The sequence below is a fragment of the Ruegeria sp. CDSC052 genome (assembly GCF_059610685.1).
Genome location: NZ_JBXWOB010000001.1, coordinates 626,013 through 638,780 on the forward strand (window position 1 = coordinate 626,013; position 12,768 = coordinate 638,780).

9 protein-coding genes are annotated in these 12,768 nt (G+C 57.8%); 7 read left to right on the forward strand and 2 right to left on the reverse strand.

What is annotated here, in order from left to right; genetic code table 11:
- Positions 1–160 precede the first annotated feature (160 nt).
- Together AC2FIM_RS03150 and AC2FIM_RS03155 are read left to right on the forward strand one after the other, a co-directional pair.
- Positions 161–1,987: an extracellular solute-binding protein gene (locus tag AC2FIM_RS03150; protein WP_281972021.1), complete on the forward strand. Its 1,827-nt coding sequence runs from the start codon at positions 161–163 to the stop codon at positions 1,985–1,987.
- Between the two features lie 561 nt (positions 1,988–2,548).
- On the forward strand, positions 2,549–2,785 hold the full coding sequence (locus AC2FIM_RS03155) for a hypothetical protein (protein ID WP_142633552.1): 237 nt from the start codon (positions 2,549–2,551) through the stop codon (positions 2,783–2,785).
- Here the strand turns inward: AC2FIM_RS03155 and AC2FIM_RS03160 are convergent.
- Positions 2,774–3,397 (reverse strand): helix-turn-helix domain-containing protein, encoded by a 624-nt coding sequence (locus tag AC2FIM_RS03160; protein ID WP_142633550.1) that lies wholly within the window; start codon positions 3,395–3,397, stop codon positions 2,774–2,776. The genes AC2FIM_RS03155 and AC2FIM_RS03160 overlap by 12 nt on opposite strands.
- Before the next feature lie 65 nt (positions 3,398–3,462).
- Here AC2FIM_RS03160 and AC2FIM_RS03165 point away from each other — a divergent pair, with 65 nt between their 5' ends.
- The 5 genes from AC2FIM_RS03165 (at position 3,463) to AC2FIM_RS03185 (ending at position 9,307) form a co-directional block, all read left to right on the forward strand.
- The gene (locus AC2FIM_RS03165; protein ID WP_496675827.1) at positions 3,463–4,980 is read left to right on the forward strand and encodes a class I adenylate-forming enzyme family protein; all 1,518 of its coding nucleotides are present in this window, start codon (positions 3,463–3,465) and stop codon (positions 4,978–4,980) included.
- Entirely contained in the window at positions 4,977–5,636 is a 660-nt protein-coding gene (locus AC2FIM_RS03170) for a DsbA family oxidoreductase (protein WP_281994553.1), read from the forward strand. The genes AC2FIM_RS03165 and AC2FIM_RS03170 overlap by 4 nt, the downstream gene beginning before the upstream one ends.
- Positions 5,637–5,711: 75 nt before the next feature.
- Positions 5,712–6,920: a multidrug effflux MFS transporter gene (locus AC2FIM_RS03175; RefSeq protein WP_282021927.1), complete on the forward strand. Its 1,209-nt coding sequence runs from the start codon at positions 5,712–5,714 to the stop codon at positions 6,918–6,920.
- 57 nt (positions 6,921–6,977) lie between these two features.
- Positions 6,978–8,642 (forward strand): hypothetical protein, encoded by a 1,665-nt coding sequence (locus AC2FIM_RS03180; protein WP_271947335.1) that lies wholly within the window; start codon positions 6,978–6,980, stop codon positions 8,640–8,642.
- Positions 8,639–9,307, forward strand: coding sequence for an SH3 domain-containing protein (locus tag AC2FIM_RS03185; protein WP_496675835.1), 669 nt, complete (start codon positions 8,639–8,641; stop codon positions 9,305–9,307). The genes AC2FIM_RS03180 and AC2FIM_RS03185 overlap by 4 nt, the downstream gene beginning before the upstream one ends.
- Here the strand turns inward: AC2FIM_RS03185 and mfd are convergent.
- Positions 9,304–12,759 carry a transcription-repair coupling factor gene (gene mfd, locus AC2FIM_RS03190; protein WP_496707939.1) on the reverse strand — a complete coding sequence of 1,152 codons (3,456 nt, stop codon included), beginning with the start codon at positions 12,757–12,759 and terminating at the stop codon, positions 9,304–9,306. The genes AC2FIM_RS03185 and mfd overlap by 4 nt on opposite strands.
- Between the last annotated feature and the right edge of the window lie 9 nt (positions 12,760–12,768).

The following is a 12,768-nucleotide window of genomic DNA, read 5'->3' on the forward strand; positions in this document are numbered from 1 at the left end:
AGTTATTGAGGCAGGTTTCATACAGGCAAGAAACCTATCGAGCAGTACGCCCTTTATAAGCAATTCTACGCCTTCGTCCAAGCTAAAAGTTTGATAATATGAAAAATCATGGCTACGGTGAATCCCAACAAAATAAGGCCAGAGCAGGATTGTTTCCAAAATGAGCCCCGATTTCCTTCGCCCCGTTCGCCCTATGATCGCGGGAATCGTTAGTGTTTTTGCCGTTGCAGCAGCCCATGCAGAATCGACCCATGGCATAGCTATGTATGGCGACCCTGCCCTACCACCGGATTTTGTGTCGCTACCCTATGTCAACGCTGATGCACCCAAAGGCGGCAAAGTCGTATTTGGAAATACCGGCGGCTATAACAGCCTTAACCCGTTTGTGCAAAAAGGCACGTCACCCTGGCAGTTGCGATTTTGGACCCATGAAAGCCTGATGGGGCGTTCCTGGGACGAACCTTTCACTCTTTACGGGTTGTTAGCCGAATCAGTTGAGACGGCTCCAGACCGATCCTGGGTCGAATTTACCCTGCGAGAGAATGCCCGATTCTCGGATGGGTCACCAGTCACTGTCGAGGATGTCATATGGTCATATGAGACTTTGGGAACCGAAGGGCATCTGAGATATCGCGGCCTTTGGGGAAAGATCGACAGTATCGAACAAACCGGACCGCGTTCCGTCCGCATCACGTTTAACGACCCCGACCGCGAGCTTGCGTTGATCGCCGGGATGCGCCCGATCCTTCAGAAGGCACAGTGGGAGGGTAAAGACTTTGCCGACGCGCCGCTGCAAGACATCCCCTTGGGGTCTGGACCATATGTCATCGACGGGTACGAAGCCGGACGGTATGTGAACCTGCGTCGAAATCCGGATTACTGGGGCGCTGACATTCCGTTTCGGCGCGGCACCATGAATCTGGATGAGATGCGGATCGAGTTCTACGGGGATGGCACAGTCGCATTCGAGGCCTTCAAAGCAGGCGAGCTCTCAGCCGTGCGCGAGTTTAACGCCGATAAGTGGAACAACCAGTATGACTTCCCCGCGGTACAGCGCGGCGATGTGCTGAAAACCGAAATCCCGCATCGCAAGCCTTCGGGCATGACCGGATTTGTCATGAATACGCGCAAGCCACCCTTCGATGATTGGCGCGTGCGCGAGGCTCTGACTCTGGCTTTCAATTTCGAATTCATCAACGACACCGTCACCGGAAGCGCGCAACCGCGGATAACCTCGTATTTCTCGGGCTCGGATCTGGCGATGCAACCCGGTACTGCCACCGGTCAGGTGGCTGAACTGCTGCAGCCGTACGCCGATACACTGTTGCCCGGTACGCTGGAAGGTTACGAGCTGCCGGTAGGTGACGGTTCGGAACGCAACAGGGCCAATCTGCGCAAGGCAACCAAGCTTCTGCAAGAGGCTGGCTGGACAGTTCAGGATGGCGTGTTGCGAAACGCAGATGGCGAAGCGTTCATCGTTGACATGGTCATCAGCCAGGGCAGCCTCAACGTTGTCCAGAATGTCGGAACGATCGCCGAAATCTATGCGCGTACGCTTGAACGGCTTGGCATCGAGCTTACAGTCGAAAAAATCGACGACGCACAATACACCTCTCGGATGGATGCGCATGATTTTGACATGACCCCATTTCGCCGGGCTCTTTCCCTGTCGCCGGGTAACGAACAACGCCTGTATTGGGGCAGTGAAAATGCTGACACGGCAGGAACACGTAACCTGATGGGGGTTCAGTCGCCAGCAGTGGACGGTTTGATCGATACGATGCTGGCCTCTGAAAGCCACGAAGATTTCGTGTCTGCGACCCGCGCGCTGGATCGCGTTCTAACCGCTGGCCGGTATGTCATCCCGATCTGGAGCTTTGACGTCGGCCGGATTGCACATGCGCGCGAGCTGAAACAGCCGGAAACCCTGCCCATTTACGGTGACGGGCCGGAATACATGCCGCAGGTCTGGTGGTACGAGGAATAGCGCCTTAAAAGAGGCGGCCCCGTCCTTTCCTAATTGCTAACTGTCCGTGCCAATCTCGTTCCAGAGGATCGCAACCGCTGCAGATGTGATGCAATAAGACCCGTTCGGCGTTTGCTGTGTGGGTCTCATACCCTTCGGCGGATTCTGGCACAGACCCGCAGTACCACGACATGCAGGTAAAGGCTGTGGGCATTCCGCTATAAATTGATGCGATCCCTAGTTTCAGACAAATTTGAAAAATTTCAACAAGGGGCTTTACGTAACGGGTTCGAAAGATATAGCCTGCGACTAGTACAAATGTATCCAATTTGAATTACGCCAAACATTACCGACACATAGCTGTGTTACAACATCAGGAACAGTATTTTCGGACCAGCCTCCACTCACTCAAAACTATTTGGTCCGTAGGCCCGTCTCAGATTTCCTGTGGCGGGCCTAACTGATTTAAACTTCGCACGCTCAAGGTGCGACATTTTGCCATAGCCCTACCTGCAAACACCATTCGTACCCTGAATTCAGGGCCGAGCAGATCTGTAGCCAGACAAACAGAAAGCCCAATTGATGTTTAAGTGGAACGATCTGACGCAAGATTGGAATGAAATGTACGCCCGTGCAAAACGGCGGTTTCCCAATTTGCGCGACCGAGACATGGATGCGGTCGGGCGCGACCGTGCGCAATTCGAGGCTTATCTGGCCGAACGCCATCATCTGACGGTGAACGAGGCACATGAAGAGCTTGAGGATTTCCTGTTCACCGAAGCGCTAACCCGTGAAGTCACCAAACATCTAGGTAAGTGACGTCACCCACAGGATCATCGCGTCTTCTTCACTGACCGAAACGACATTATGCCCCATGCTGCCGTCGTAATAGGCGCTGTCACCGCGGCGCATTTCGACGGGTTCGTAGAACTCGGTATACAGGCGAACGACACCCGTCAGCACGTACAGGAATTCTTCGCCATCGTGGCGGACCCACCCGTCAAACTCATCCATCGACCGGGCACGTACACGGGCGCGATAGGGCAGCATCTGCTTTTTCGTAAGCGTCTCAGCCAGCAGTTCGTGCTCGTATGTTGTGGTTGCGTGGCTGGTGCCTTGCCCCATCCGGGTCACAGCCATACGCCCGATCACCTGCTCGCGCTGTGGCGGCGTGAACAGCTGCGGAACAGAGATTTCCAGCCCGATCGCCAGTTTCTTCAGCGCATCGTATGTAGGCGACATCTGCCCGTTTTCGATTTTGCTGAGCGTTGAACGCGCCAATCCCGCCTGATTGGCCGCTTGTTCCAAAGTCCAGTTTCGCGCCTTGCGCAATTCACGCACACGGACGCCAAGGTCCAGCGGTTCAACCTCTGTATGCTCGCCCGAGTTTCGGGCAATTCGGATCAGAGATGTCTGCTCTTTGGTTCTCATGCGCCACTCTATAGGGCCAGCCTGTCCCGCTTGCAACGCAGCAGTTGCCGCGTTAGCCAGACGCCATGCTTTCCCTGTTCGATCAAGGCCCGCCCAAGGCCTGCCCCACCCCCTTCAATCTGGCCGCGCATGTGTTGCGTCAAGCAGATCGCAATGGCGACAAGATTGCCTTGTCCGTACTTGGCGCAACGTCGGCACAGAACTGGAGCTTTGCTGCGTTGAAACGCGCGATCCTTGCAACCGGTACAGGTCTGCTGGGGGCCGGTCTGAAACCGGGCGATCTGGTCTTGATGCGTTTGGGGAACACGGTTGATTTTCCAATAACCTATCTGGGTGCAATCGCGGTCGGCATTGTACCCGTGCCGACATCGTCACAGCTGACACAGCCGGAAACGGCAAAGATCATCCAAGATCTGAAGCCCGCCGCCATATTGCGCGATCCCGATATCGCCAGCGCGGATCACCCGAACCAAATATCTTTGAGCCAACTGCGCGAGATGCGCGATCTACCTCTGGCCGAGTTTCGGATGGGCGACCCCGAAGACATGGCTTATGTGGTCTATACCTCTGGCACCTCGGGCAAGCCACGGGCCGTTGCACATGCCCATCGTGCAATTTGGGCGCGGCAGATGATGGTGGATGGGTGGTACGGCCTGCAGGAAACGGATCGATTGTGCCATGCAGGTGCGTTCAACTGGACCTATACGTTGGGGACAGGACTGATGGATCCCTGGACTATTGGCGCGACAGCGTTGATACCGGAACCCGGCACCGATCTGTCGAACCTACCCGATATGCTGCGCAATCACCGTGCCACGATATTTGCTGCAGCTCCGGGCGTGTTTCGGAAAATTTTGAACGAAGCAAACGATCTGCACCTTCCCGATCTGAGGCACGGTCTTTGCGCTGGCGAAAAACTCTCACGGCATCTGCACCAGAAATGGACACGGATCACCGGGCGCGAGTTGTATGAAGCTTTTGGAATGTCCGAATGCTCGACCTTCATCTCTTCAAGCCCAGCCTATCCGGCACGTGGCGATGCACTGGGGCAACCACAACCCGGGCGACGTGTGGCAATTCTGGGTCCAGACGGGCCGGTTCCACAGGGGAAAGAAGGGACCATCGCCATCCACCGATCAGACCCCGGCCTAATGCTGACCTATCTCAACGCGCCGGACGAAGCGCTGGCCAGGATGCAGGGCGAGTGGTTTCTGACCGGCGATCAGGGTGCAATGGCAGTTGATGGTCAGATCACCTATCTTGGCCGAGACGATGATATGATGAATGCAGGCGGCTACCGGGTCTCACCGATCGAGGTCGAGGCCACATTGTCCCGATATCCCGGCATCTCGCAGGTCGGCGCGGCCACCGTTGAGGTCAAGCAGGACAGTTTTGTCATAGTGGCATTCTATACCGGGCCGGAAAAGCTGGACGAGGACGCCCTGCGCGCCTATGTCGAGACAAATCTGGCGCGCTATAAGCAACCGCGCGCCTTTATCCATCTGCCTCAGCTGCCAACAGGCGGCAATGGCAAACTTTTGCGCCGGGCGCTGCCGGCCTATTTCAAGGCGACCAATACATGACCCAGACCGTCAAGCTCGACATCATGTCTGACCCGATCTGCCCCTGGTGCTATATTGGCAAGACTCATCTGGACAAGGCGTTGGCTGCAACTCCGGATCATCCATTCATCATTGAATGGCACCCCTTTCAGCTGAACCCCGATATGCCGGTCGAAGGCATGGATCGGCGCGAATACTTGGAGCGCAAATTCGGCGGAAAAGACGGAGCCATCCGTGCGTATGCCCCGGTGGTCGAGCATGCCGAAAATGCAGGGTTGGGCATCGACTTTGAGGGGATGAAGCGCACCCCGAACACGCTGGATGCTCATCGGCTGATCCACTGGGCCGGAATCGAAAACAAGCAGAACGCTATAGTTGATGCCCTGTTTCAGGCCTATTTTGTACAGGGTCGCGATATCGGCGACCACGAGGTTCTGGCGGATATTGCCGACAGTCAGGGGATGGACGCCGCCGTCGTCATGAAGCTGCTGAAATCCGATGCCGACCGCTCCGACATCGGCAACCGTGACGCGCATTCCCGGCAGATGGGTGTGACGTCGGTACCGACTTTTATCGTTGCCAACCAACATGCTGTCCCCGGCGCGCAACCACCGGAAATGTGGGAACGCGTGATCGGTGAAATCATGTCTCAAATCGAGGCTTCTCCTGCAAAATAGCACAGCCTCCTGTGCATTCTGACCACTGGCCGTGCCCAATCCGCTGTGATAGCGCGAACGGGTCAGGAGAGCCCCATGAGTAATCGCATGCCGCGCGGAGAATTCGTCGCTTTGATCGCAATGATGTTTGCGACAATCGCGTTTTCTATCGACTCGATGCTGCCCGCCCTACCGCAGATTAGCGCGCAACTCAGCCCAGGTGATGCAAACAAGGCGCAGTTGATCCTGACCTCATTTGTGCTGGGCATGGGGATCGGCACCTTTTTCACCGGCCCTCTGTCGGATGCATTCGGGCGCAAGCCGGTAATTTACATCGGCTCTGCGCTGTATATCCTGTCTGCCGCAGTTGCCTGGGCCACCTCCTCGCTTGAGATGCTGTTGATTGCGCGCATCTTTCAAGGCATCGGCAGCGCGGCCCCACGCGTGGTAGCCATGGCCATTATCCGTGACCTTTATTCCGGCCGTGAGATGGCCCGCATCGTCTCGATTGCCATGATGATCTTTACGCTGGTTCCCGCCATCGCGCCCATGATGGGTGCCGGGGTGATCGCTCTGGCCGGGTGGCGTGGCATCTTCGCTTCGTTCATGTTGTTCTCTTTGATCACCATCACGTGGATGGGCCTGCGTCTGAGCGAACCTCTGGCACCCGAAAATCGCCGCCCCCTGCGCCTGCCGCTTATGATTGATGCAGCGCGGCAGATGTTTGCACACCCGACTGTGCGGGTTTCGATCATGGTGCAAACGCTTTGCCTTGGGATGCTGTTCACCATGCTGACGATGGTACAACCTGTTTATGACATCATCTACGACAGAGCAGACAGTTTCCCATTCTGGTTTGGTTTCGTTGCTCTGATGGCTGGCTCGGCCAGTTTGTTGAACGCGACTTTGGTCATCCGATTGGGGATGCGCCGGATTGTAACCTGGACTTTGGGCGCACAGATCATCTTTACGTGTTTTGTCATGGTAATGAATGGTCTGGACCTTTCTGATGGCGCCTCATTTGCGCTTTTTGTCAGTTGGCAGACTGCCGTGTTCTTCATGGCCGGTATGACGATGGGCAACCTGAATGCCATCGCGATGGAGCCGATGGGCCATATTGCGGGCATGGCTGCGTCAGTCATAGGCGCGGTATCAACCGTTCTGGCCGCTGCAGTAGCAGCCCCCTTGGGACAGTTGTTTGACGGATCGATCCTACCCTTGGCAATAGGTGTCCTGACCATGTGCACGATGGGGTTCGGCCTGATGCTGTATATGGGCCGGATAGAAGACAGATTGCCCGCCTGATCTGTGCAGAGCGTGTGAAACACGTTATCCTCCCCTTGTTTCGAGGGGAGATTTTCAATGAGCGATTACTACGATCTGGGCACGCATTCCTGTCCGGTAAGCACCTCTTCGCCCGATGCGCAACTGTGGTTCGACCGGGGGCTGGTCTGGACCTATGGCTATAACCACGAAGAGGCCGTCGTCTGTTTTCAGCGCGCGCTAGAGCATGACCCGAACTGCGCCATGGCCCATTGGGGCGTCGCCTATGCGGCGGGGCCGAATTACAACATGCCCTGGGACCTGCACGATGACGCGGGCCGGCAAAAGGCGCTGACGCTGGCCTATGATGCGACGCAGCTGGCCATGTCTCTTGCGGGCGAATGTACGCCGGTTGAACAAGCGTTGATCCGCGCGCTTCCCGCCCGCTATCCCCAGCGCGAAGCCATTGACGACATGCACAACTGGGATCACGATTTTGCCGATGCCATGCGCGCAGCGTTTGCATCGCAGCCCGCTCATCTGGACCTGCGCACGATCTATGTCGAAGCGCTTTTGAACCTCACTCCCTGGCAAATGTGGGATTTGACGACCGGCCAGCCCGCCGAAGGGGCCGCAACTGTCGAAGCGCAACAAGCGCTGGAAGCGGCGATGGCGAATGACCCGGCAGCGATGACCCACCCCGGCCTGCTGCACTTGTATGTTCACCTGATGGAAATGTCGCCCACCCCGGAAAAGGCGCTGAAGGCCGGGGACATCCTGCGGACGCTGGTGCCCGATGCGGGGCATCTAGTGCATATGCCAACCCATATCGACGTGCTGTGCGGCCATTACCAGAACGTCGTCCACTGGAACCAAAAAGCCGTTGAGGCCGACCTGAAATATTACGAACGCGAAGGCGCGTTCAACATCTACACCGGCTACCGCCAGCACAATTATCATTTTGTCATATATGGCGCCCTATTTCTGGGACAGATGGAACCGGCTCTGCGGGCCAATCAGGGATTGTGGGACACCACCCCCGAAGAGATGCTGCGCATAGAAAGCCCGCCCATGGCGGATTTCTTCGAAAGTTACATGTCGATGGGGCCGCATATTCTCATCCGGTTTGGCCGTTGGGAAGAGGCAATGGCGCTTGAGCTGCCCTCGGACCCCGATCTGTACTGCACTCTCACGGCAACCACGCATTATGCCCGGGCCATTGCTTTTGCCGCCACTGGGCAGGTCAGCGAAGCCGAAGCCGAAGAGCAGTTGTTCCTCGCTGCCAAGGCCCGCGTGCCAGAATCGCGATTGCTGCACAATAACCGCGTGATCGACCTGCTGGACATTGCCCGCGAAATGCTGCGTGGCGAAATCGAGTATCGCATGGAAAACTACGATGCGGCCTACGCCCATCTGCGCCGCTCGGTCGAACTGGACGACACCTTGCCCTATGACGAGCCATGGGGATGGATGCAGCCCACTCGTCACGCGTTGGGTGCATTGCTGTTCGAACAAGGGCATACCGCCGAAGCCGAGGCCATATACCGCGAGGATTTGGGGTTGGGCGGTACGCTCAGCCGTGCCTCTGTCCATCCTGACAATGTCTGGAGCCTCAAGGGCCTGCATGACTGCCTGAAGGCGCGCGGTGAGACGGTTGAGATCGTGCAGATCAGGCAACGGCTGGATTTGGCTCTGGCTCGTGCGGACCGGGCTGTTGGGGCGTCCTGTTTCTGTGCTCAAGCCGCCATGAGGGCCGCCGAATGAGATACGCCCTGCTGTTCGCTTTGCTCTGCAGCCCCGCGCTGGCGGATCGACAGTCCTTTCCGCCCATCGACGAGGCCGAGCGGGATGCCACCCTCGTCTCGTTCCGGGCAAACCTGCTGAACATGGTAGCCGAGCGCGACATCGAAGGCGTGCTGTCTGTTGCCTGCCCGGATATTTACCTTAGCCACGGCGGCAATGGCGGCCCGGACGAGCTGCGCGAGTATCTTACTCCCGGACCGGCAACGTCAGAGCAAGATGATGATGACAGCGAAAAGGTTGTTGAAACCTTTTGGTCCGATCTGGAAAACACCCTGACACAGCCTGGCTATTTCAACGAAGACGGCGAGTTCTGGATGCCCCACCAATGGCAGCTCACCCTACCCGCTTCGCTGGATCCGGCGTTGGCCTATTTTGTGACCGCTCAGGATGTAACTCTGCGCAACGCACCAAACCGAGGCGCGGCGATACTGGACCTCATCAGCTATGAGGTCGTCATCATCCGCGACTTCTCCCCCATCGCGCAGTACCAGAGGGTTCTGCTGACAGACGGCGGCCAGGGCTATATGCACAGCGATTTCCTGTGGCCCATGACCGGGTTCCGGGCTGCATTGGCGCAATCCGACGCGGGCGACTGGCAGCTGTGCACCTTTGTCAGCGGTGACTAGGCTTTGGCCTTTTTCTTTTCGGCCACAAGTTTTTCCGCCAGATCGCGGGCGATGGCAAAGGCCCCCTTGATCTTGTCGCTGTCCTTCTTCCAATCGCGGCGCACGACGATCTTGTTATCCTTGACCTTGGCCAACCCGCGCTGGTTCTGGATGAACTCGACCAGCCCCTGAGGCGAGGCAAATTTGTCGTTGTGAAACTGGATCGTCGCGCCTTTGGGCCCGCCATCTAGCTTTGCAATCCCCGCCCGTTTGCACATCGCCTTGATGCGCACGACCAGCATCAGGGTGTTGACCTCTTTCGGCAGCGTGCCAAAGCGGTCGATCAATTCAGCGGCGAAGCCTTCCAATTCCACCTTGGTCGACAGCGACGACAAACGGCGATACAGGCCCAGGCGGACATCCAGATCGGGCACATAATCCTCTGGGATCAGGACAGGGACGCCAAGATTGATCTGCGGCGCCCATTGGTCATCTGCATCCGACAGGCCTTCCATCTCACCGGCTTTGATCTTGGCAATCGCCTCTTCCAGCATCGACTGGTAGAGTTCATAGCCCACATCGCGCATTTGGCCCGACTGTTCCTCGCCCAACAGGTTACCCGCCCCTCGAATATCAAGGTCCTGAGACGCCAACGTGAACCCCGCCCCCAGCGTGTCGAGCGAGCCCAGAACGCGCAGGCGTTTTTCGGCCGTGGCAGTCAGACGGGCGCGCGGTTTTGTGGTCAGGTAGGCATAGGCGCGGGTTTTCGACCGCCCGACCCTGCCGCGGATCTGATAGAGCTGCGCCAGCCCGAACATATCCGCCCGGTGCACAACCATCGTATTTGCAGTCGGGATATCCAGCCCGCTTTCCACAATCGTGGTGGCCAGCAAGACATCGTATTTCCCGTCGTAGAACGCATTCATCCGATCGTCGAGTTCCCCAGCCGCCATCTGCCCATGCGCCACCATATAAGTCAGCTCGGGCAGTTGCTCTTTCAGGAATTCCTCTATCTCGGGTAGGTCTGAGATGCGCGGGACGACATAGAAACTCTGCCCGCCACGGTAATGTTCACGCAGCAGGGCTTCGCGGATCGTGACCGCGTCGAACTCACTGACATAGGTGCGGATCGCCAGCCGGTCGATGGGAGGTGTGCCGATGATCGACAGGTCACGCACGCCGGTCAGGGACAGTTGCAGCGTTCGTGGAATCGGCGTCGCGGTCAGGGTCAGGACATGGATATCGCTACGCAGCTGTTTCAGACGCTCCTTGTGGCCAACACCGAAATGCTGTTCTTCGTCGATGATCAGCAGACCCAGATTGTTGAACCGTATCGCTTTTGCCAGCAAGGCATGGGTGCCGATTACAATATCCACTGTGCCGCGCGCCAACCCATCACGGGTCTGTTGCGCCTCTTTGGCCGAGATGAAGCGGGACAGCTGCCGCACCTCAAGCGGGAAGCCCCGGAAGCGATCCTTGAAGCTGGCCGCGTGCTGACGCGCCAACAGCGTTGTCGGTGCGATCACCGCCACTTGCACGCCCGACATTGCGGCAACGAAAGCGGCACGCATTGCGACCTCGGTCTTGCCAAAGCCCACGTCGCCACAAATCAGACGATCCATCGGCGCGCCGGAATGCATGTCTTCCATGACCTCACCGATTGCGCGCAGCTGATCGTCAGTTTCCTGATAGGGAAAGCGCGCACTGAACTCCTCCCACGCGTGCGGAGGCGGGTCCATGATCGGGGCCTTGCGCAAGGCCCGTTCGGCAGCGATGCGGATCAGCTTATCCGCCATCTCGCGGATACGTTCTTTCAGCTTGGCCTTCTTGGCCTGCCACGCGCCGCCACCCAATCGGTCCAGCAGACCCTCATCATGACCGTATCGCGACAGCAGTTCGATATTTTCGACTGGCAGGTACAGTTTGGATTGTTCTGCGTATTCCAGCAGCAGACATTCATGGGCGGCACCGGCCGCCGTCACGACTTCCATCCCCAGATAACGCCCGATGCCATGATCCACATGGACAACCAAATCACCCGGGCTAAGGGATTGAGTTTCGGTCAGGAAATTCTCGGCCTTGCGGCGCTTTTTGGGTTGCCGGATCAGCCGATCGCCCAGCACATCCTGTTCGGCGATCACGGTCAGGTCGGGCGTTTCGAACCCGTGCTCCAGCGCCCAGACGGCCAGATGCAGCCCGCGTTTGCCGATGCGCGTACCGTCGGGCACGGGGATCGCCTCGGCAAGGCCTTCATCCTCGATCAGCCCAGTCAGACGTTCGCGGGCCCCTTCGGAATAAGAGGCAATCAGAACCGGCCCCTTGGCCATTTTGTCGGTGATATGGCTGGCCAATGCTCCGAACAAGCTGATGCTTTCCTGCTGCCGCTCGGGCGCGAAATTCCGTCCAATCCGTCCACCTGCATCAATCACCCCGGGCCCAAGGGCCTGAGGCAATGCATTGAATTGCAGAACGCGCCGATCGCCGACAGCTTGTTCCCAAGCAGTGTCATCCAGATACAGTAGGCCCGGTGGTGTCGGTTTATACACCGTGTCCATGCGCGACCGGTTCTCCAGTGCGAGCCGCCGCGTTTCGTATTGATCCGCAATGGTTTCCCAACGTGCCAAACGAGCAGGCGTGACCTGATCATCCAGCGAGATTGTGGCACCAGGCAGATAATCAAACAGCGTTTCAAGCTTTTCGTGAAAGAACGGCAACCAATGCTCGATGCCTTGATGCTTGCGGCCTGCGCTGACGGCCTCGTACAGGGGATCATCGGTGCCCGCCGCCCCAAACTCGATGCGATAATTTTGCCGAAACCGGGTGATGGCGGCGTCATCAAGAATGACCTCGGACACTGGTGCCAGCTCCACAACATCCAGCTTTTCGGTCGTGCGTTGCGACACCGGATCAAACCGACGTGCTCCATCCAGAACATCCCCGAACAGGTCCAGCCGCACTGGCCCGGATTCGCCGGGCGGGAAAATGTCGATGATACCCCCTCGAACGGCATAATCGCCAGGCTCCATCACGGTCGGGCTTTGCGTGAACCCCATGCGCACAAGGAAATTCCGCAGCGCGGTTTCATCAATGCGGTGATCGACACGGGCGGTAAACGCCGCCTCTCGCAGCACCGCACGGGCGGGCACGCGTTGGGTTGCGGCGTTCAGAGTTGTCAGCAGCACATATTGCTGCGGCATCTGGTGCACAAGTGCGGCAAGGGTGGCCACACGCGCTGCCGAGATATCCGCATTGGGCGATACCCGATCATATGGCAGACAATCCCAACCTGGGAACACAAATACCGGCATGTCAGGCGCAAAAAAGGCAAGCGCCGCGCGCATCGCCTCTAGCCGTTTGTCATCACGCGCAACATGGCACACCGGCCCGCCCGAGCGCGCCAGCTCATTCAGGACAAGCTGTGCGTCAAACCCTTCGGGGGCGCCGCCAACGATTACTTGGTTCGGACCCGTCATCGCCAAGCC

Excerpts from the sequence above, each read along its gene's own strand:
- AC2FIM_RS03150 (WP_281972021.1), top strand. The coding sequence starts at position 161 with ATGAGCCCCGATTTCCTTCGCCCCGTTCGCCCTATGATCGCGGGAATC.
- AC2FIM_RS03155 (WP_142633552.1), top strand. The coding sequence starts at position 2,549 with ATGTTTAAGTGGAACGATCTGACGCAAGATTGGAATGAAATGTACGCC.
- AC2FIM_RS03160 (WP_142633550.1), bottom strand. The coding sequence starts at position 3,397 with ATGAGAACCAAAGAGCAGACATCTCTGATCCGAATTGCCCGAAACTCG.
- AC2FIM_RS03165 (WP_496675827.1), top strand. The coding sequence starts at position 3,463 with ATGCTTTCCCTGTTCGATCAAGGCCCGCCCAAGGCCTGCCCCACCCCC.
- AC2FIM_RS03170 (WP_281994553.1), top strand. The coding sequence starts at position 4,977 with ATGACCCAGACCGTCAAGCTCGACATCATGTCTGACCCGATCTGCCCC.
- AC2FIM_RS03175 (WP_282021927.1), top strand. The coding sequence starts at position 5,712 with ATGAGTAATCGCATGCCGCGCGGAGAATTCGTCGCTTTGATCGCAATG.
- AC2FIM_RS03180 (WP_271947335.1), top strand. The coding sequence starts at position 6,978 with ATGAGCGATTACTACGATCTGGGCACGCATTCCTGTCCGGTAAGCACC.
- AC2FIM_RS03185 (WP_496675835.1), top strand. The coding sequence starts at position 8,639 with ATGAGATACGCCCTGCTGTTCGCTTTGCTCTGCAGCCCCGCGCTGGCG.
- mfd (WP_496707939.1), bottom strand. The coding sequence starts at position 12,759 with ATGACGGGTCCGAACCAAGTAATCGTTGGCGGCGCCCCCGAAGGGTTT.